Here is a 19,433-nt window from a genome sequence, read left to right as displayed (position 1 = left end):
AGGGGGAGCGGGCCATTCCCTTAAACATGCGCATCGGACATGATGCCGCGTGCCTTTTGGTTTTTAATTCAATTAACGCGGATGGAGCGCGGGATATGGACAACAACGCATACATACTTGACCTTTGCGTGAGGGCCAGGAAGGCGTCCCACGAGGTGCGCCTGCTCTCCTCGACGCGAAGGACCGGCACGCTGCACGCAATCGCCGCGACGATCCGCGCGCGCGCCGAATTCATCATCGCCGAGAACGCGAAGGACATGAAGGCTGCGGACGCCGCCGGGCTTTCGAGCGCCCTGCGGGACCGGCTGCTCCTGGACGGGAAGCGTATCGAAGGCATCGCACGCTCGATCGAGGAGATCGCCCTGCTTGAAGACCCGATCGGGCGCGTGGAAAACATGAAGCTCCGTCCCTCGGGGATACGTGTGGGACAGATGAGGGTTCCGATAGGCGTCATCGCCGTCATCTATGAATCCCGGCCGAACGTGACCACCGACATCGCCGCACTGTGCCTCAAGTCCGGCAACGCGTGCGTGCTGCGCGGGGGAAGCGAGTCCATCAACTCCAACCGCGCGCTCTATACGGTCGTCCGCGACACCCTCGCGAAAACCGGTGCGCCCGTCGACGCCGTCCTCCTGGTCGAGCACACGGACCGCGCGCTCGTGAGCCTGTTATTAAAGATGAATACGCATATCGATATCGTCATCCCCCGCGGCGGGCAGGGCCTCATCGACCGCGTCACGCAGGAATCCACGATTCCCGTGATCAAGCACGACAAGGGGGTATGCCACACCTACGTAGACGCCTCGGCGGACCGCGGGATGGCCGAGCGGATATGCGTGAACGCCAAGGTGCAGCGTCCCGGCGTGTGCAACGCCATGGAAACGCTCCTGATCCACGCCGCGTATCCTCACGCGACCGGGCTGCTGGAAGCGCTTGCGGAATGCGGGGTGCAGATACGGGGCTGCGACCGGACGGCGCGCATCCTGCCCGAAAGGGTCACGCCCGCGACCGAGGAAGACTGGAGCGCCGAATACCTGGAACTGATACTCGCGGTGAAAATCGTGGATTCCATGGACGACGCCATCGCGCATATCATGCGGTACGGGTCCAATCATTCGGAGGCGATCGTCACCGCGGATTATTTCAACGCTGAGCGCTTCCTGGGGGAGGTGGACTCTTCTGCCGTGTTCGTGAATTCATCGACACGGTTTCACGACGGCGGGGAATTCGGGCTTGGGGCGGAAGTGGGCATTTCTACGCAGAAGCTTCACGCGCGCGGCACGATGGGAATCGAGGGGTTGACATGCCTGAAGTATATAATCTACGGGACGGGCCAGGTGCGGTCTTGAGAATAGGCGTTTTCGGCGGCACCTTCAACCCCATTCACCACGGGCACCTTATCTGCGCCGCCCATGTGCGGGATGAATACGCGCTCGATACCGTGCTCTTCGTTCCCTCGAAGCGCCCGGTGCACAAGGAGATCAAGAGCGTCGGTCTCGCCGAGGAGCGGGCCAGGATGATCGAGCTCGCCATCGAAGGCGACGATCGTTTCGCGCTCTCCCGCATGGAGCTTGACAGGAAAGAAGAATCCTATACCATATTAACCGTGCGGCGGATCCTGGCCGATGTGCGGGATTCGAACGTGTTCCTCGTCATTGGGGCGGACTCCTACGCCGAGTTTCACACATGGAAGGAATACGGGGAGCTGCTGGGGCTGGTCACGCTTATCGTGATGAACCGGCCCGGCGTCGCGCCGCTCAACGAGCATCTTGCCGGCCTGGGCGCACGTGTGGAGTTCGCCTCGAATCCGTACATCGGGATCAGCTCGTCGGAAATACGAAACCGTCTCCACAGCGGGCGCGGAATACGATACCTGGTGCCGGAACCGGTCGAATGTTATATCCATGAAAAGGGGTTGTACCTGTCTTGAACAAGAACCTGATTAAAAACGGGGCCATCGCACTGGGATGCCTCATCGTCGTACTCTCGCTGCTCTATGCATACCGCATCAATACCAGGAACGCGGTGGAGGTCCTGGCACAGAATAAAAAGCTCATAAACGTGCTCGTCATGGGCAGTAACGTTTTCCACGACAACAAGCACCGCTTTTTCGCGGTCTTGAGCGTGAACCCTGAAAACAACAGGACCGGGATCACGCTGCTGCCGCCCAGCCTCAAGATCCCGCTTGACCGGGGCGGAAAAAAAAGCGTTAAGCTCGATGAGATCGACATCGACAGCTTTTCAAAGATTTCCCGGACGCTCGAGGCGGAGCTTAAAATCAACGTCCCCTTCTGGGTGGAGATTTACGCCACCGATGTCGAGAGGCTTGTCGACACCCTGGAGGGCGTGGATATCTTCGTTCTCGACCAGGTCAGGAAGATTGACGGGGTCCGTCCCGGCCTCAATTATTTTGACGGGGCCAAGGCGGTGCAGTACATCAATTCGGTGGAAGGAGGCTCGGTATACCGCACGTATGACCGCATACAGGACATCCTGCTCTCCCTGTACTACAACCGGGAGCGTTATCGGCCGCTGGTCAGCCTCAAGTTCATTTCCCACCTGCTCACGAAAATAAGGACCAACATGCTCGACAAGGAGCTGTTTTCTCTTTCACGGATTATTTTCGATGAGGGGGACCTCCAGTGCATCCGCGCCCCGGGAAAATTGGAGGACGACGGTTTCTATGTCATTGACGACGTTGCGACGAAGATATACGAAAAGGAGTTTCTTTCGTCGCTGGTGCTCGGCGCCGCGCCCGATGCGACCATCCGGGTCAAGGTATTGAACGGAACCAACATTCCCGGACTGGCAAAAAAAATGAGGAACGCCCTCAACCGGGAAGGGGTGAACGTGATCGAGTTCGGCACTTCGCCGTACCCGTTCATGGATCATACGGTGATCATCAACCAGAGCGGGAGCACGGGGGATGTGCGCAAGATCGCGGAGCTCGCGGGCGTAACGAGGGTTCACCATATAGTGGACTCATCCCAGCTTTCGGATGCGCTGATAATTATCGGGAAGGACTACGCAAAATGAGCGGAAAGGCCGGTATCGACGAAAAAACACTGATCGACATGGCCCGGCGATGCGCACGGGCGCTCGAAGAAAAAAAGGCGGAGGAAATCGTGCTCATGAACCTCATGGGGGTAAACAGCTTCCTCGATTATTTTCTGATCGCCACGGCGAATTCCATAATGCACGCCCGCGCGCTTGCACGGGAAACGCAGCGATATTTCGGCGAACGGGGAATCCGGGAACGCAACAGGCCCATAATGGATTCCCCGTGGATTGTGCTTGATTACAGCGAAATCGTGGTCCATATTTTCACCCGTGAGGGGCGGGACTACTACCAGCTCGAAAGATTATGGGCGGACGCGGAACACCTTGCCTTTTAATTTGAATGGCCGGCAAATGGGGGCGGCATGAATCGGCATGAGTATGCTCTCGTCGAGCGGCTGATAAGGAATCTCAGCCACGAATTCAAGAATCCCCTGACCACCATCAAGGGTTACGCCCAGCTTGCGACCATGAGCCCGGACGACGCCGCGGTCCTAAAGAAATCCCAGGACATGATCATCGCCCAGGTCGAAAAGCTCAACGCGCTGCTTGACGAGTTGTACCGCATCTTTTCCGCCGTCGCGGACGATCGTTCGGAGATCGACCTCATGCGCGTCATCGATGAGATCGCGGGCGACGCGCGCGGCGAAACGGCGCGGGTGACGGTGGATACGACGGCGCGCGTTACGGTGCAGGCGAACGTTCCGGGAATCCGCAGGATGGTCGGCGCGATGATAGGCGGATTCGACTGGAAAAACAACCCTGGAACGTCCCTCGCCGTCTCGGTCGCCGATTCAGGCGGGAAACGCACGATCGCGTTCCGCTACGAAGGATCCAGTTTCGACGACCTGGAGCCGGAATCCTTTTTCCTCCCCTGCGCGTCCAAACGCCATTTCCTGTCGTCCACCGGACTGTACGAGGCCGCCGTGATCGCGTGCGCGCACGGATGGGACCTCCGCCTTGTCAATGAAACCGATACAAGCACGCTGGAGCTCGTATTCTGATGTCCAGGGGATACAAGATACTTATCGCGGACGATGAGCCCGGAATCAGGGACCTCCTGGGCGATCTATTGAAGAACTATTTCGACGTCGACATGGTCGAGCGGGGCGACGTCGTCCTCGACCGCCTGGGTCGATTCGGTCACGACATCCTGATATTGGACCTCCATCTGCCGGGCATGAACGGCCTGGACGTGCTTGGGCGCATACATGAAAATAAAATGAAGGTCGTCGTGGTGGTGCTCACGGCCTCCAACGATCTCGCCACCGCGATCACCTCCATGAAGCTGGGCGCCTACGAGTATATCGTTAAGCCGTTCGACAACGACAAGCTCATGGTGATTCTCAAGAACATAGTCGAGAAGCTCGAGCTTGAACGGGAGGTGAACGAGCTTCGCGAACAGGTGGGGGAAGGGTATCGCTTCCGGAACATAATAGGAAAATCGTCAAAGATGCACAAGATTTTCGCAACCCTTGAAAAGGTCATCGATACCGACAGCACCATTCTCATAATCGGCGAAAGCGGGACGGGCAAGGAAGTGATCGCCAAGGCCATCCATTACAACAGCAACCGCAGGCAGCACCCGTTCCGGTCGATCGACTGCAGCACCATCCCCCGCGACCTGATCGGCAGCGAGCTTTTCGGCCATGAGAAAGGCTCGTTCACCGGGGCGATTTCACGGAAGATAGGAAAATTCGAGATCGCCAGCAAGGGGACGCTGTTCCTGGACGAGATCAGCAACCTCTCGGTGGACATGCAGTCAAAGCTGCTCCGCGTGCTCCAGGAAAAGGAGTTCGAGCGCATCGGCGGCTCCGAGGTCATCAAGGTCAACACGCGCATAGTGGCCGCGAGCAACCGTGATTTAAGGGAGATGGTGAAGGAGCAGAGCTTTCGGGAGGATCTGTACTACAGGCTCAACGTGGTGCCCATATACCTTCCGCCGCTCAAGGAAAGGCTGGAAGACATACCGCTCTTTATCGATCACTTCCTCGCCCGTTACAACGAGGAGTTCTCGCGCGAAATCAATCTCGACCTCAAGGCGCGGCTGTACCTGGTCTCCTATCCGTGGCCCGGAAACGTCCGCCAGCTGGAGAACCTGATCAAGCGGCTCATCCTGCTTGCCGGCAACCGAATGGTCACGGTCGAGGACGTGATGAGCATACTCGAATTCGAGCAGGTGGGGGTCCGCGAACCGGCCGCACCGCGCGCCGGGGAGCCGGTGCGTCCCGTCTCAGCCGGCCCGGAAGGGGAAACCCCGAAAAGCCTCGACGAGGTGGAACGGGAATACATGGAGCGCGTGCTTCGCGAGTTCGACTACAATATTTCCTCGACCGCCAAGGCGCTGAAAATCAGCCGGAAAACCATGCACAACAAGCTGAAGAAGTACAATATCGTGATACGAAAATCCGCAGGAACCGGCGGGGAGCCGGCACCATGAGCGAAGGGCCTCGAAAAAACCGGGGGCAGGGGAGGCAGTCGGCCCGCTTCCCTGGACTCCGGCTTTTTCCACGCATCGCAGGAAGCGGCCTACCGGTTGCCTTCCAGCTCCTGTATCCCGTCAAGGAGCAGTTGGTACTCCCTTGAGTCCTTCTTGAAGTTGTTCAGGTAGCCCCGAAAATACTTAAGCTGCTCCTGCTTCCAGTTCCTCATATCCTTTTCCGAATGAATCATGCTTCCTCCATAATATGCAGCCTGCGTGGTGTCATGGAAAGTGCTCTACTACTGTTTCGGAAAACGGGCGCGTATCGGTGAGAATTTTTTTGCGCGGGAGAACAGGGGAACGAAGGAAATCGGGGGGTCCGATAATAAAACAGGGGCGATGCATTCGCATCGCCCCTGTTGCGATTCAATGATTATTGTGGGAAACTATTACATCTTCTCAATGATCATCGCAGCGCCCATGCCGCCGCCGATACACATCGATTCGACGCCATACTTCGCGCCGCTCCGGTGGAGGTTAGTCACCAGGGTGGCCATGATCTTTGAGCCGGTGCATCCCAGGGGATGTCCAAGCGCGATCGCGCCGCCGGTCAAGTTCACGATGTTCATGTCGAGTCCAAGCTCGCGGGCGCAATGCAGCGCCTGGGAGGCGAAGGCTTCGTTCAATTCATACACGCCAATGTCACTGATCTTGAGACCGGCAAGCTTGAGAGCCTTCGGGATGGCGTACTTGGGACCAACGCCCATCTCGTCGGCGCGGCACCCGGCAGCCGTATATGCGACTATGCGGGCCAGGGGCTTTACGTTGTAGCGCTTGACTGCCTCTTCGCTCATGAGGACGGTCGCTGCGGCACCGTCTGTGGTCTGCGAGGAGTTACCCGCGGTCACCGAACCCAACGCGCTGAACGCCGGTTTCAGTTTCGCGAGGCCTTCCAGGGTGGTGTCCTTGCGGACGCCGTCGTCGAAGTCCTGGATGAAGGTTTCTTTCAAATAGGTGCCGTCCGCCTGCATCTTGTAACGGGTTGCGGGGGTCGGAATTAATTCCGTGAAGAGGTTCTCGGCCTGGGCCTTCGCTGCCTTCTGGTTTGAAAGAACTGCAAACTTGTCCTGGTCTTCGCGGCTTACTTTATACCTGTTGGCGACGTTCTCGGCGGTGATACCCATCGAGATATACACGTCGGGGTTTTTCTTCGCCCAATCCGGATGAGGCCTGGGAAGGTTGCCGCCCATGGGAACGATACTCATGGATTCACATCCTGCGCCTATGGCAACATCGGCCCAGCCGGCCTTGATCTTGAGGGCTGAAATTGCGATAGACTCGAGACCGGACGAACAGAAACGGTTTACAACGGCGCCGCACACTTCGTCGGGGAAACCGGCCATCTGAACGGCGATACGGCCGAGGTTCAGGCCCTGTTCCGCTTCGGGGAACGCGCACCCTACCATAACGTCATCGATGTCGCCTGCGGGAATCTTGATCCTGTCAACGGCGGCTTTAAGGATGTGTGAAAGCAGTTCCTCGGGCCTGGTCTGAGCAAATGCGCCCTTCGCCCTGCGGCAGCCGGGGGTTCTCACTGACGAAACAATATATGCGTCTCTCATATACTTGTTCCTCCTGTGTATTTTAGTTATTGAATCTGAAAAGCACGTCATGATGCCATGATGCTTTAAAAACATCGTTCAAGGGGCATCATTGCGGATGCCCCTTGAAACGGTTATTACTTGAATCCTACATGAACAGCGGTTTGCCCTTTGCAAGGATGTGTTCCGCCATCTTCTGAGTCCCTTCGGTCTTCCAGAGCTCAACGAAGGCTTCGCGTTCCTGCTTCATCCACTGCTCTTCGGTGATCTCCATGCCGCTTCTTACGTCGCCGCCGGACATAACGTAGGCGATTTTCTTCGAGATGAACTCCATGTGCGGGGGAATGTAGAAGCCGTTTCTCATGTTGTTCAACTCGGCCCATACCATGCCGTGCGCTTCCGAGCCCATGACCGGGATCTTTTCCTTCATGGGAGGAGCATATCCGTCTTCAACCATGCGGAGAACTTCTTTCTTCGCTTCGCCTATCTGTAAATCGCGATTGAAGATGATCTTGTCCTTGGGTCCCAGGAAGCCGTTCTTGACGCAGTCGCCTGCGCCCATGGCGACCTTCGCCTGCGCGACATTCATAAAGCAGGGAAGGAAGAAAGCGGCCATGTCGGAAACCTTTACGGGCTTGGGAACGGAGCTGATGAACTTTCTCCAGAGGTTAAGCATCCCGAGTCCGCCGGGCAGGAGTCCCGCGCCGATCTCGACGAGACCCATGTAGGTCTCGACGTGGGCGAGGATCTTGTCCGATGCCAGACATACTTCGCAGCCGCCGCCCAGGGTCATGCCGTAAGGAGCCGCGACCACGGGGTAGTTTGAGTATCTCTGGGCCTGAAGGTTCTCATGAACCTTTTTGATGAACGCGTCGATCTCGGAGAACTTTCCGGCCTTCGCAAGTCCGCCCATGAACGCAAGGTCGCCGCCCGCTGAGAACGCGCCGGGCATGCCGCCTGCCTGGTTGCCTATGACCATGCCGACGCCGTTTTTCGAGACATAGTCTCCGAATTCGGCGATCGAATCCACGATCTCGCCGTTGACGGCGTTCATCTTGGTGTGGAACTCGGTGCAGAATACGCCGTCGCCCAGGTCAATAAGCGATACGGAAGAATTCTGCTTAACGACGTTGCAATTCTTTAAAAGAATCGCCGCCGCGTTCCTCTTGATTTCCTTGTACGAGCCGCTGGCCAGGTCATAGTACATTTCCTTGCCTTTCTCCGACTTGTAGAAGGAGGTAGCGCCGGACGCGAGCATCTTCTTGACGTTTTCCGGAACCTTCATCCCTTCTTTTTCCATGCGGGCGACCGACTCTTTCAAGCCGACAGCGTCCCATGTGCCGAAGGGGCCCAGCTCGTTGTTATAGCCCCAGATCATCGCGTTGTCGATTTCGAGGATGGTATCGGAAATTTCGGGGATGCGGTTCGCGGCGTAGATAAAGCCGAGCGCCATAACCTTCCATGCGAATTTTCCGCCCTTATCGTCTGCGTTAACAACGGCCTTAATCTTCTCGGGAAGCGTCTTCGCGGCCTTCGCGGCTACGAGGCAGGGGAATTCGGCCTTGGGGGCCTCTGCATATTCCAGAGTCTCGGTATTGATCACGAGGGTCTTTCTCTTTCCGTCCGGGCTCTTTTCCTTCTTGTAGAATCCACCCTTGGTCTTGTCGCCCAGCCATTTGTTCTCGACCATCTTCGTGAACCACGCCGGGGCCTGGTACGCTTCGCGGCGCTCGTCGTTCTTCAAGAGCTCATAAGAGTTCTTGGCGAGGTGACCGAGGGTGTCCAGGCCGACCAGGTCGGAGAGCTTGAAAACGCCGGTCTTGGGACGGCCGAGAGAAGGGCCGAACAGGGCGTCGACTTCGGGAATGGTCATCCCCATTTCTTTCATGACGGGGAATATGTCCATAATGGAATAGACGCCGATACGGTTTCCGATGAAGTTCGGGGTATCCTTCGCCCATACGATCCCTTTACCAAGCCTCTTTTCGCCGAACGCGGCGATGAAGTCGAGGATTTCTTTCTTGGTCTTTTCGCCGGGGATGAGCTCAAGCAGGTGCATGTACCGCACCGGGTTGAAAAAGTGGGTCCCCATGAAATGTTCCTTGAAACCCTGGCTGAGGCCCTCGGAGATCTCCTTTAAAGGAAGACCGGATGTGTTGGTGGTGATGATGGAATCGGCCTTTCTTACCTTGTCGATCTTGGCGAAGAGTTCCCTCTTGATCTTGAGGTTTTCAACGACCACTTCGACGATCAGGTCGCATTCGGCAAGTTTCTGGAAATCGTCTTCCAGGTTGCCAATCTTCATCCTGTTGAGGCTCCCTTTATCGATGAGGAGCGCAGGCTTGGCCTTCTGCATGGCCTCGAAACCCGCCTGAACGATCTTGTTGCGATTGGCGGGAACCTTCTTTTCTTCGTCGGTGAGATTGAACGGTACGATATCGAGAAGCATTGTGTCTACACCCGCGTCGGCCAGCAGAGCGGCAATACCGCCACCCATTATGCCGGAGCCGATGACGGCTGCCTTATCGATCCTTCTGACCATAAAAACCTCCTAGCTGAGATTGAAATTGTTGAATACTAAAATTAGAATACAAACTGCGTGCAGTACCTGACAATGAGCCACAGGCCAAGTGTGAAACACGTAAGGAAAAAGTCAATTGTTATTGCTTGGAAAACCGCGAAGAGGTTTTAATTTTTGAAAAACTGTGCACTTATTCTAAGCATCTATTTCATTTTTTTGAACGGGTTCGGCGGACATTCGGAGATTTTCGCTCCCCCCGGTATTTTGTATTGACAACAACGTGCATGCTTCCTATATGTGATTCAAATTGAAAGGGACGCTCGTGTGTCCTCAAGTTCATGGCGCCGTACCCAAGTGGCAAGGGAGAGGTCTGCAAAACCTTTATGCAGCGGTTCAAATCCGCTCGGCGCCTCATAGACACCCGGCCAACGGCCGGGTATCTTTTATGCGGAAGCCGCCATTGGCGGGATTCCCTGCAGCGCGGAGTGCGTGCAGGCGTTAGCCGCAGCCGTCTTGCCCAAGTGGTGGAATTGGTAGACACAAGGGACTTAAAATCCCTTGGACGCAAGTCCGTGCCGGTTCAAGTCCGGCCTTGGGCACACCCTACCATTCGTATTCTAAGTCGGAAAGGCCGTTCTTCGAGGGGGTTATCCTGGTGCGGGCGTCGTCCGCGTTGGGCTGGGTCTTTTCACCCGATTCGATCTTGGGTTTGGCCTCGCTTTTCTGTCCGTCCAGGAATCCAAATGAAGAAAACGCGGTGTTGAAAATCTCCTCGTACTTGTAGAAGGTGCCCACCGGGGCCTTGCACTCGATCAGGTAGACGATCCCGCCGTTGACCGCGACGAGGGTGCGCTGCAGGATGTCGCGACGCCCCTGGGTGTATTCGAACACCATCAATTTTCCGGCGATATTTTTAGTGATGGTTATATTGCCGGTTTCGATGATTTTGTTGAGCCTGGAATCGATGTCCCTGAGGTTCCACTTGCTCTTATTCGCGATCCGGTCGATATCGGACTCCCCGGATTTCAACGCCTTTACCTTGATTTCGGTGAGCTTATCGGGACAGGAATACATTATATGCTTGTTCGCGAGCGACATCTCGCTGAGCGCCCATTCATTGGGAACCTGGATGGAGTAGTTGTAAGCCTCGTTCTTATACGTGGCGAACCAGAAATGCGAAAAGACGGGGGAGGCCGCCAGGGCAAGAACGAACATGATGATGGGGGCTTTCTTTTTCATAGCCGTACACCTTCCTTTGTGTAGTCGGGGCCCGGGGCCGCGGCGCCCGGGCATGACGGGCAGAGTCTAACGGCTTTGGGCCTGAAACGCAATAATAATTTATCCGCGCCCTGCGGGCACTTATTCGTCCAGCACCGTATGGGTCACCCGGTTTATCAGTTTCTCGATCCTGGGCTTGAGATAAATGAAACCCTCCTCGGGACTGTCGCAAAAATGGAACAGCTTAAGGTCCTCGTGCGAGATATAACCCAGTTCGTCGAGCTTCTTGAAATTGACGATGGATTCCCAGTATTCCCGGTCATAGAGCAGTATCGGCAGATTGTCCTTCTGGAGCTTGTCGGTCTGTGCGAGCGTGAGCGTCTCGAAAAGCTCGTCCAGGGTGCCAAACCCGCCCGGGAAAACCACCAGCGCCTTGGCGTGGTAAAGGAACCAGAGCTTGCGCATGAAAAAATAATGGAATTCAAAGTTGAGCTCGCGGCTGATATAGGGGTTCGGGTGCTGTTCGAAGGGCAGGGAGATATTCAGCCCGATCGTCCTCGATCCGGCGCGCTGAGCCCCGCGATTGGCCGCCTCCATGATCCCGGGGCCCCCTCCCGTGCAGATGTAAAAACCCAGGTTCTTTCGGGCGAGTTCGGCGCCGAACGAGGCAAGCCGGAAGGCGAGATCCTCCGCGGCCCAGTAGTATTTTTCAATTCCGGTTTTAGTCTTCCTGGGGCCCGACCGGGCGGAACCGAAAAAAACCACGGTATGCTTCACGTCGAGGTCGCCAAATCGCTTCTCGGGCTCCAGGTATTCGCTGAGTATGCGAATGGTGCGCGCCTCCCGCGAGGCGAGGAAATCCAGGTTTTTATACGCCTTCTGGGGCTTCTTCGACTTCACTAGTATCTCCTCTTTCGGGTAATGGTCAGTATGGTGCCGTCGGTCAATTCGGATACCGATGAGGATAACACGTCCTTTTTGTCGAACAGGTCGATGGTGATGGTGTCCATGAAGGCGATGATGATCTTGATTCCCGCCCCGATCCCCTTCAGCACGACCTCCTTCCCGTTCACCGTGAGGCGGACCTTTTTGTGCTCCACGTCGCTTGAATAGCTCATGATCTGGTCGTAATAGTCCCGGGAGGCCTGGTCGGGGATGATCTTGAGGGACTTGAGTATATCCAGGCCGCATCCGTGGTCGATGAACGTCGCGTCGAAGAACTCGGGGGTGATACGGTACCTGACGGTGATGGATCGGCAGAGGTTTTGCGCGCAGACGGAGACCCCCTCCTGCTTCTTGAGGGTGCCCTGGATCGCGTTGGTGAGCGCCTCGTCCACGGCGATGATGATCTCGTCGATCTCCATCTGCGGAAATTTCATCGCGGTGAGGTCGGCGATAAGCCGCGTGACGACTTCGGGTACCACGGCCGTGCCGGCGTTGTAGCTGTCCAGGAACTGGATTTCCCTGTCTGCGGTCATTTCTATCCTGGTATTATTATCGAAGCTTTGAGGTCCGAAATTTACTCACCCCGGGAAAAAGCGGGCATTATGACAAGTGCCTAATCTGGTCCATGCCGCGCATTTCTACAACAATTTAATGTGGCGCCGCGTAAAAATGTATTGAAAAAACCACTCCACCCGCTTTTCACTAACCGGAAACGAGGAGACAACCATGAGAAAAATTCTATTTTCCGGATGCCTGTGCTTCTGCGCCATAGTCATGACGTGCAGTCCGGAGCCCAGGCGCTTCGTCGACGCGGACACCCTGCTGGGACGCATGTCCCTGGAACAGAAAATCGGGCAGCTCCTGATGGTGGGCGTTCCCGGGAACGCGATGTCCGACGCGAGCCGGGCCATTCTGGAAAAATATCTCCCCGGCGGAATCATACTCTACGGCTATAATATAGACCAGCGGCAGGGCCCGGCACGCTACGTCGCCGCGCTGCAGGAATCGTCCATGAAATATTCGGGCATTCCCCTGTTCATCTCCACGGACCAGGAGGGGGGCAGGGTGTACCGCATAACCCAGGGGGTGACGCAGTTCCCCGGCAATATGGCGTTCGGGGTGGTGAACGACACGGACCTGATCTACGACGCGTCGCGCATTCTGGGGATGCAGCTGCGCGCCGCGGGGGTGAACATGAACCTTGCCCCGGTGCTGGACGTCAACAACAACCCGGACAATCCCGTGATCAATTCCCGCTCATTCGGCTCGCGGGCGGACGTAGTCGCCCGGATGGGCCGGTTCTACGTGAAGGGCCTGCAGAAGGCGCGCTGCATCGCGGTGGGCAAGCACTTTCCGGGACACGGCGACACGAACCGGGATTCGCACCTTACCCTGCCGGTCATCACGCACGATATGGAGAGACTCGCGAGTCTCGAGCTCAATCCATTCGACGCGGCCATAAAGTCGGGCATGGAGGTCATAATGACCGCGCATATCAGCTATCCCACGATACTCAAAAGCGACATCCCGGCCACACTTTCGCGCGAAATGCTGACCGACCTGCTTCGTACGAAGATGGGCTTCCAGGGGCTCGTGATCACCGACGACCTTGAGATGCACGCGATCTCGAAGATGATGGGGATCGGCGAGGCCGCCGTGAGAACGATCGAGGCGGGAGGGGACATTATACTGGTATCGAGCCATGGGACCACGGTGCCGCTCGTACACGAGGCGCTCACGAAGGCGGTCAAGTCGGGCGCGCTCCCGGTCGAGCGGGTGAACCAGTCCGTGCGAAGGATCCTCGAACTGAAGCTGCGCTACGGGATTATGAAGCTTGAGAACGGCAAGGCGGCGCCGGACCAGGCCAGGTATTCCGGGCGCGAAACGGAGCTCCTGGGCAAGGCCGATGCGATCAACGCGGCCGCCTCGGCGGAGGCTATTTACTATCGCGGGCCCGAGACCTTCGATGCCCTGTTCGCCGATAAATCTTCAAAGAAAAAAATCGTGATCAGCCCTCACGCCGTTCTTCGCGCGGAGATCGCGAAGCTCAACGATCCCGCGATCGCGGTGATCGACGCGGAGGCGCGCCTGGCCGACATTCTGCCGCGTGACGGAAGCGGCGCGCTGGTGTTCTATCACACCGACTGGTACATCGATCCCCAGCTCGCCGGGGTGCAGGGCCTCGCGCAGAATCGCCGGGTGAAACTCGTGATCCTGGCGACGGGGAACCCGTTCCCGGTCGCGAAGCAGCACACGGTGCCGCGCGTTCTCTTCTCGTTCTCCAACAGCGAAGAATCGATGCGCCAGATCGCGCGCACGCTCGCGGGCGCGGTGAAGGCGCGGGCAAAAATAAATCTCGCGATCGAGACGCCCGCGGTCGAGGGAGCCGCGCGCTAATCCGCGTTCGGGGGCCGCATGAAAGCGGGGGTGTATCTCCATATTCCCTTCTGCCGCTCGAAGTGCGATTACTGCGGATTTTACTCCGTCCCGGTGGACGGCATGGAGCCGGGCGCCCGGGACGGGCTGCTGGCGCGTTATGCGGAAAAGCTTATCGTGGAGCTGCGCGCGAGGGCCGGCGAAATAGCGGATACGGGCGCCGATACGCTCTACCTGGGCGGGGGCACCCCCTCGCTCATGGGGCCCGCCCTGGCGGGAAGGCTTATCGACGCGGTGCGCGGGAGCGTCGACCTCGACAAGGACGCGGAAATCACGCTCGAGTGCAACCCGGAGGATTTCACCCCGGAGACCCTGGCCGGTTACCGCGATGCCGGGATAAACCGCGTAGTGCTGGGGGTGCAGACACTCCGCGCGGAGGAGTGGCGGTTTATCGGACGGCGCGCCCGCCTGTGCGGGGAGGCCGACCTCCGTGCCTTCATGGGGGTACCGGGAATCGCGCACTGCGTCGACCTCATCGCGGGGATACCGGGCGGGAACCCGGAGGACGCGCGAGGGGATGCGCACGCGCTCCTGGATGTCCGCCCGGAACACGTTTCGGCCTACATGCTTTCCCTGGAAAAGGGCACCCCGCTTGCCGCGCGTTTCCGCTCTACATTCGAAAGCGAGAAATCCTCGCGCGATTCCTTCGAGGCGCTCATGGACGGGCTGGTCGGGGGCGGCTACACGCATTACGAGATATCGAATTTTGCGCTGCCCGGCTTTCAATCGCGGCATAACCTGAAATACTGGAGGTTCCTGCCGTACCTTGGTCTGGGAGCCTCCGCGCACTCGTTCACCGGGGGCATGCGCCGCTACAATGTCCAATCTATGGATGAGTACGTCAGCGAAAACGGGGTGCGGCTTTCGCTCGACGCGCGCGGGGCTAACGCCGCCGCGGCCGAATTCATCATGACGGGGCTCAGACTCATCGAGGGCATCTCGGTCTCGTATTTCGAGGAAATGCTGGGGTTCCCCCTTCCCGACGGTGTGGCCAGGAGATTTGAAGAGCTCAAGGATGAGGGACTGGTCGAACGAACGCATGATGATGCGGGCAACGGGATTATACGCCTCACCAGGGAAGGGCTCTTTAGGGCGGACGATGTTATTTTTCGCGCGTCGGAGCCGCTGCTGTAACGGTTATTCGCGGATTATGAAGTACTTCTTGTAGTTGTTATGAAGCCGTGCGTAGTGGTCGGCCAGGTTTTCGTTCCCGGCCAGCGAGTAGAACAGGTACAGCAGGTAGGATGCCTTGATCACGTAAATATTGAGATCGCGTCCCTTGAGTCCCTTAGCGATCTCGTGGCGCCCCTTCTTCATGAGATCGAGCCCGAGCTGGAGGTGCTGTGCGAGGTTGTTGATATCGGCCTTGAGGTCCGTGTTGCCCCTCTTGAAAAGGTCCCGCACCTTCAGCTCGTCGATGCTTCCCGACATGAGAAGATACTTTTTCAAAAGCTTCATCGAATTGCTGATCGAGGCTTTGCTCGCGGCTTCCTTGAAGAGCTGCTCGAACCTCTCGAACGAAACGAGTTTCTCCTGGTCGTTCTCGGGGTGGCGTCCGTGGATCATCTTGAAGAGATTGAACGCGATGGTTTCCACCTCCTTGCAGTCCGAATCCGCGTCGATGAGTTTCTGGAGCTTGTTGAAATTGGCCGGGTTGCGATCGAGTATCTTGATATACAGCGCGATCCCCTTGAGCGCCTCCAGGTAGACGGGCATGGTCTGCGAGGAAAAATTTCCCTGCGTATAGTATTTCATGCCCTCGAGGATCATGGGGGACTGGGCGGTCATGAGCAGGGCGTCCATGTCCGGGTTGAAGTCCTTGGATGAGCGCCGCTGGGGCGTGTGTTCGACCTCTTCGAATCCGGGCACCTCGTCAAGCGAGGGCAGGGTTATCTCCGGCTCCTTTTCGGGAATAACAGGGGATTTCGAATCTTTCTTGATATCGCCGGCGAACGGATTGTCGAGGTCTACGTCTATGTCGAAAAAATCAAGATCCATGTCGTTCGCTTTTTTCTCTTCTGGCATGCCGGCCCCTCGCCTCGCTGAAAACGGCGTATCATTAGCGTAGGCGGGGGAGCGATTATGTCAATAGTTTTTACTTAAAAAAGGCCTGCGCCTCATTCCTCGATGATATCGTACACGATCTGGAAGCCGACAAGGCTTGCCAGGACGGCCTTGAAGGGCATGCCCTTCGTCATGGAGATGAGATGCTCGTTCGTCACCCCCTGAAACCTCCAGGAGCCCCCGTCGGCGAAGATGCTGCCGCAGTATTCAAGGGTGTCCATATCGTACATTTTCACTTCCATGCCTTGCTCTCCATCCGGATAGGTATCATGTGCACAGCCTGATCTTTCCCAGCGCTTCCCTGATCACGCTCCAGTGAACGGGGTCGCGTGCGTATAACGTCGTGAGCGCGGGACGCGCGGCCGGATCGCCGCATTCCCCCAGCGAGACGATGATCCTCACGCGCACCTGGGCGTCCCTTTCCGCCTCCAGCGCGCGAAGCAGCGCCGGAGCGGCGCGCGCGTCCCCCGCGCGGCCCACGGCCAGGGCCGCGCGCATACGCACCAGCGGATGTTCGTGCGCGAGCAGGGGGAGAACCGGCTCCATGTAGCGCGCGGCGGGGAAACGGGCTAGCGCCGCGGCCGCCTGACTGCGCTGCACCCCCATCCCCGGGTCGGCAAGGACGTCGATGAGCGTGGGTATGGCTCCTTCGTCGCCGATAGAGCCCAGGGCCCACGCCGCCATGTCCCGCACCAGGGGGTCCGCGTCCCGGGCGGCCGCCCCGCAAAGCGCTTCCACCGCAGCGCGATCGCCGATAAGACCCAGGATGCGCGCAATGCGGCGCCTGATGTCCGGTTCCCGGTGCGCCAGTGTTGCGATGAGACGTTCTGTCGATCCGGCACCGGTGCGCGCCAGGACTCCATAAAGCGCATCGCGCACGGCGTCATCGCTTTTTTCGAGCCTGCCCAATAAAAATTCGGCGCCGATGCCGCCGGTGTGCGCGAAATACGATTCCGCGGCCGCGCGCACCCTGTGGTCACGGTCCATGAGCAGGGGAAACAGGCGCTTCATGGCAGCATCGCCCTCCTGCTCCGCCACCGACAGGAGCGCGTCCCTGCGCACGTCGGGGAACGGACTGGCCAGGAGCCCGATAAGGGCCGGACGCGCATCGGCCCCAATGCGTCCCAGGATGGAAAGCGCTTCCCTGCGTGTGTCGTCGCCCAGGGAGGGAAGCGCATCCACGAGCGGCCTTACCGATGGTTTCCCGATCCCGGCGAGACACCACGCCGCCTGCTCGCGGGCGAGCATCCCGGGATGCCCGAGCATGCGCACCAGGGACGGGATGGCCGGGCGCCCCAGGCGGGTGAGCGCCCATGCTACGTTCTGCCGGACCCCGGCGTCCGGATCGAGAAGCGCGCGCAGGAGCGGTTCGACCGAACGGCGCGCGTGAAGTATGCCCAGGAGCTCCGCGGCGCCGGAGCGCATGCGGGCGCTCTCGTCCGAAAGGGCTTTCTCGAGGGGCGGCACCGCGGCCGCGCCCGCGCGGGACAGGACCCATGCCGCGGTCTCGCAAAATGCCGCATCGTCGTCGTCCAGCGCGCGTACGAGGACCGGGACGGCCTCGCGCGCGTGCCGGAGAATCCGCGCCGCGACCTCTTCGCGGTCGGTCCCGGCCGGGTCGCGCAGCTGCCGGATGAGGTCCGTGATGGTGTCGCGGGTGCGGGACATGTCCTGTTCTGCCGTTCGTGTATCGGACCGTCATAATCCGCAGGGCGCCGGCGCACAAGAATAATTCATTGACGGGATCGGAGATTTCCGTTATCAGGATGCCGTGGCCGTCGCGTGTGCAGCCACGCGAGTCGTGAAAACGGGGAAGGTAAGGAGCCGGAACACCATCATGGCGAAAGCATCGGGCACGGGCGGGAAAAAGAAGACGACCAAAACGGGGACGCGTCCCAAGAGTGCGCCCAGGGCCAAGGCCGCGCCCAAAAAACCAGCCGCACCCGCCGGTCCCGCGCCGGGTTCGCGCTCCATGGGCCCCGCCGCCGTGCTCGTGATCCTCGCGCTCCTTATCGTGATCGTGTTCATGGTGAACCGGTTCTATTTCTCCGGGGAAGGGACGAAGCGCGCGGATGCTCCCGTCCGGGAGCGCAGGGAGGCGCGCGTCGCGGGAGAGGACGACGATGACGAAAAATCGGCGCGTGAAGACCGCGAGAAGGACCGGAAGGAGAAGGAAGCCGCGAAGGCCAAAGCCGGGAAGGAGGGTCCGATAGAGCGGGACCTGCGCATATACCTGGTCCGCTTCAACGAGCGGACAGAGAAGACGGAGCTCGCGTCCGTCTCCCGCCGCGTGAAGGCCGAGGAGCCGCTCGAGGCCGCGCTGCAGGAGCTTCTAAAAGGTCCCAGCGGCGCCGAGAAGCGCGGCGGGCTCCTGAGCGCGATGCCCGACAGGCTCGCGATCCGCAACGTGACCGTCCGGAACCGCACCGCCTACATCGACTTCAACGACGCATTCGAAGAAAACGCGATCGGGAACATCATCCAGAGCCGCATCGACCAGATAGTTTTCACCGCGACGCAGTTCGACGACGTCGAGGGCGTCGTGATACAGGTGAACGGGGCGACGCGAAAATTCGTGGGCGGGGACGGGGTGGTGCTGAACAACCCGCTCACACGAAAGCAAAGGTGACCATGGGGCCCTACGAGATCGAAATCAAGGCGCACTGCGACGACCTGGACGCCGTGCGGGGGCGTATTTCCGCGATGGGCGGTACACCCCTGCGTTCCGGCCGCGAGGAGGACACCTATTTCGGTCATCCCTCGCGCGATTTTGCCGCGACGGACGAGGCCGTCAGGATGCGCGTGCGCGGCGGGAAGGCGATACTCACCTACAAGGGGCCCAAGGTAAGCGGGCGCTCCAAGTCGCGCTATGAGAAGGAGACCGGCGTCGAGGACGGCGATGCGTTGTGCGAAATCCTCCTGAAGCTCGGATTCGTGCGCGTGGAAACGGTCGTGAAGGAGCGGGAGATATTCCTGCTGGACGGCGTCGAGGTGTGCCTGGACCGCGTGCAGGGGGCGGGCACCTTCGTGGAGCTCGAATTGCAGGGGGAGGACGTGAGCGCCGTCGAGCACGAACTGTTCGCCCTCGCGGAGCGGCTGGGCCTGGATCGCTTCGAGCGGCGGTCCTACCTGGAGCTCGTCCTGGGCGCGTAAATATAAATCATTCACC

General features: G+C 58.7%; 18 protein-coding genes and 2 tRNA genes. 12 read left to right on the top strand and 8 right to left on the bottom strand.

Translation table 11 applies throughout. The annotated features are described in order from the left end of the window. The first annotated feature begins 95 nt into the window (after positions 1-95). The 6 genes from EPN93_14855 to EPN93_14830 are packed head-to-tail and all read left to right on the top strand — an operon-like array spanning position 96 to position 5,497. Positions 96-1,349, top strand: a complete 1,254-nt coding sequence (locus EPN93_14855; protein ID TAL32944.1) for a glutamate-5-semialdehyde dehydrogenase — start codon at positions 96-98, stop codon at positions 1,347-1,349. Beyond that, positions 1,304-1,930 carry a nicotinate-nucleotide adenylyltransferase gene (locus EPN93_14850; GenBank protein ID TAL32943.1) on the top strand — a complete coding sequence of 209 codons (627 nt, stop codon included), beginning with the start codon at positions 1,304-1,306 and terminating at the stop codon, positions 1,928-1,930. The genes EPN93_14855 and EPN93_14850 overlap by 46 nt, the downstream gene beginning before the upstream one ends. Beyond that, positions 1,927-3,036, top strand: coding sequence for a LytR family transcriptional regulator (locus EPN93_14845; protein TAL32942.1), 1,110 nt, complete (start codon positions 1,927-1,929; stop codon positions 3,034-3,036). The genes EPN93_14850 and EPN93_14845 overlap by 4 nt, the downstream gene beginning before the upstream one ends. Further along, entirely contained in the window at positions 3,033-3,395 is a 363-nt protein-coding gene (gene rsfS, locus EPN93_14840) for a ribosome silencing factor (GenBank protein ID TAL32941.1), read from the top strand. Before EPN93_14845 ends, rsfS begins: the two co-directional genes overlap by 4 nt. A gap of 27 nt (positions 3,396-3,422) precedes the next feature. After that, the gene (locus EPN93_14835; GenBank protein ID TAL32940.1) at positions 3,423-4,061 is read left to right on the top strand and encodes a HAMP domain-containing histidine kinase; all 639 of its coding nucleotides are present in this window, start codon (positions 3,423-3,425) and stop codon (positions 4,059-4,061) included. After that, a complete protein-coding gene (locus EPN93_14830; protein TAL32939.1) occupies positions 4,061-5,497 on the top strand; it encodes a sigma-54-dependent Fis family transcriptional regulator in 1,437 nt (478 codons plus the stop codon). Before EPN93_14835 ends, EPN93_14830 begins: the two co-directional genes overlap by 1 nt. 431 nt (positions 5,498-5,928) lie before the next feature. Here EPN93_14830 and EPN93_14825 read toward each other — a convergent pair whose 3' ends face one another. Further along, on the bottom strand, positions 5,929-7,101 hold the full coding sequence (locus EPN93_14825) for a thiolase family protein (protein ID TAL32938.1): 1,173 nt from the start codon (positions 7,099-7,101) through the stop codon (positions 5,929-5,931). A gap of 127 nt (positions 7,102-7,228) precedes the next feature. After that, entirely contained in the window at positions 7,229-9,622 is a 2,394-nt protein-coding gene (locus EPN93_14820) for a 3-hydroxyacyl-CoA dehydrogenase/enoyl-CoA hydratase family protein (GenBank protein ID TAL32937.1), read from the bottom strand. 319 nt (positions 9,623-9,941) lie between these two features. On the opposite strand from EPN93_14820, the gene EPN93_14815 reads away from it, so the two are divergent. After that, a tRNA-Cys gene (locus tag EPN93_14815) sits at positions 9,942-10,013 on the top strand. 103 nt (positions 10,014-10,116) lie between these two features. Next, positions 10,117-10,200: transfer RNA gene (locus EPN93_14810), tRNA-Leu, on the top strand. Positions 10,201-10,204: 4 nt separating this feature from the next. Here the strand turns inward: EPN93_14810 and EPN93_14805 are convergent. From EPN93_14805 to EPN93_14795, 3 genes are all read right to left on the bottom strand, one after another. Further along, positions 10,205-10,840 (bottom strand): hypothetical protein, encoded by a 636-nt coding sequence (locus EPN93_14805; protein ID TAL32936.1) that lies wholly within the window; start codon positions 10,838-10,840, stop codon positions 10,205-10,207. A gap of 120 nt (positions 10,841-10,960) precedes the next feature. After that, on the bottom strand, positions 10,961-11,725 hold the full coding sequence (locus tag EPN93_14800) for a TIGR00730 family Rossman fold protein (protein ID TAL33039.1): 765 nt from the start codon (positions 11,723-11,725) through the stop codon (positions 10,961-10,963). Further along, the gene (locus EPN93_14795; GenBank protein TAL32935.1) at positions 11,719-12,297 is read right to left on the bottom strand and encodes a hypothetical protein; all 579 of its coding nucleotides are present in this window, start codon (positions 12,295-12,297) and stop codon (positions 11,719-11,721) included. The genes EPN93_14800 and EPN93_14795 overlap by 7 nt, the downstream gene beginning before the upstream one ends. 193 nt (positions 12,298-12,490) lie before the next feature. On the opposite strand from EPN93_14795, the gene nagZ reads away from it, so the two are divergent. Beyond that, complete coding sequence (gene nagZ, locus EPN93_14790) at positions 12,491-14,161, top strand: beta-N-acetylhexosaminidase (GenBank protein TAL32934.1); 1,671 nt, start codon at positions 12,491-12,493, stop codon at positions 14,159-14,161. Between the two features lie 18 nt (positions 14,162-14,179). Further along, positions 14,180-15,334, top strand: coding sequence for a radical SAM family heme chaperone HemW (gene hemW, locus EPN93_14785; protein TAL32933.1), 1,155 nt, complete (start codon positions 14,180-14,182; stop codon positions 15,332-15,334). A 3-nt stretch (positions 15,335-15,337) separates the two neighbouring features. Here the strand turns inward: hemW and EPN93_14780 are convergent, their stop codons facing one another. The 3 genes from EPN93_14780 to EPN93_14770 form a co-directional block, all read right to left on the bottom strand. After that, the gene (locus EPN93_14780) at positions 15,338-16,225 is read right to left on the bottom strand and encodes a hypothetical protein (GenBank protein TAL32932.1); all 888 of its coding nucleotides are present in this window, start codon (positions 16,223-16,225) and stop codon (positions 15,338-15,340) included. A 92-nt stretch (positions 16,226-16,317) separates the two neighbouring features. Next, a complete protein-coding gene (locus EPN93_14775) occupies positions 16,318-16,506 on the bottom strand; it encodes a hypothetical protein (GenBank protein TAL32931.1) in 189 nt (62 codons plus the stop codon). A 25-nt stretch (positions 16,507-16,531) separates the two neighbouring features. Then, positions 16,532-17,932 (bottom strand): HEAT repeat domain-containing protein, encoded by a 1,401-nt coding sequence (locus EPN93_14770; GenBank protein ID TAL32930.1) that lies wholly within the window; start codon positions 17,930-17,932, stop codon positions 16,532-16,534. A gap of 169 nt (positions 17,933-18,101) precedes the next feature. On the opposite strand from EPN93_14770, the gene EPN93_14765 reads away from it, so the two are divergent. Both EPN93_14765 and cyaB read left to right on the top strand, forming a co-directional pair. Then, a complete protein-coding gene (locus tag EPN93_14765) occupies positions 18,102-18,893 on the top strand; it encodes a hypothetical protein (protein ID TAL32929.1) in 792 nt (263 codons plus the stop codon). A gap of 2 nt (positions 18,894-18,895) precedes the next feature. Beyond that, a complete protein-coding gene (gene cyaB / locus EPN93_14760; GenBank protein TAL32928.1) occupies positions 18,896-19,417 on the top strand; it encodes a class IV adenylate cyclase in 522 nt (173 codons plus the stop codon). The last annotated feature ends 16 nt before the right edge of the window (positions 19,418-19,433 follow it).

This window comes from Spirochaetota bacterium (genome assembly GCA_004297825.1).
GTDB lineage: Bacteria > Spirochaetota > UBA4802 > UBA4802 > UBA5368 > FW300-bin19.
Note: the sequence above shows the minus strand (reverse complement) of the source record. Positions and strands in the feature narration are given on the sequence as shown.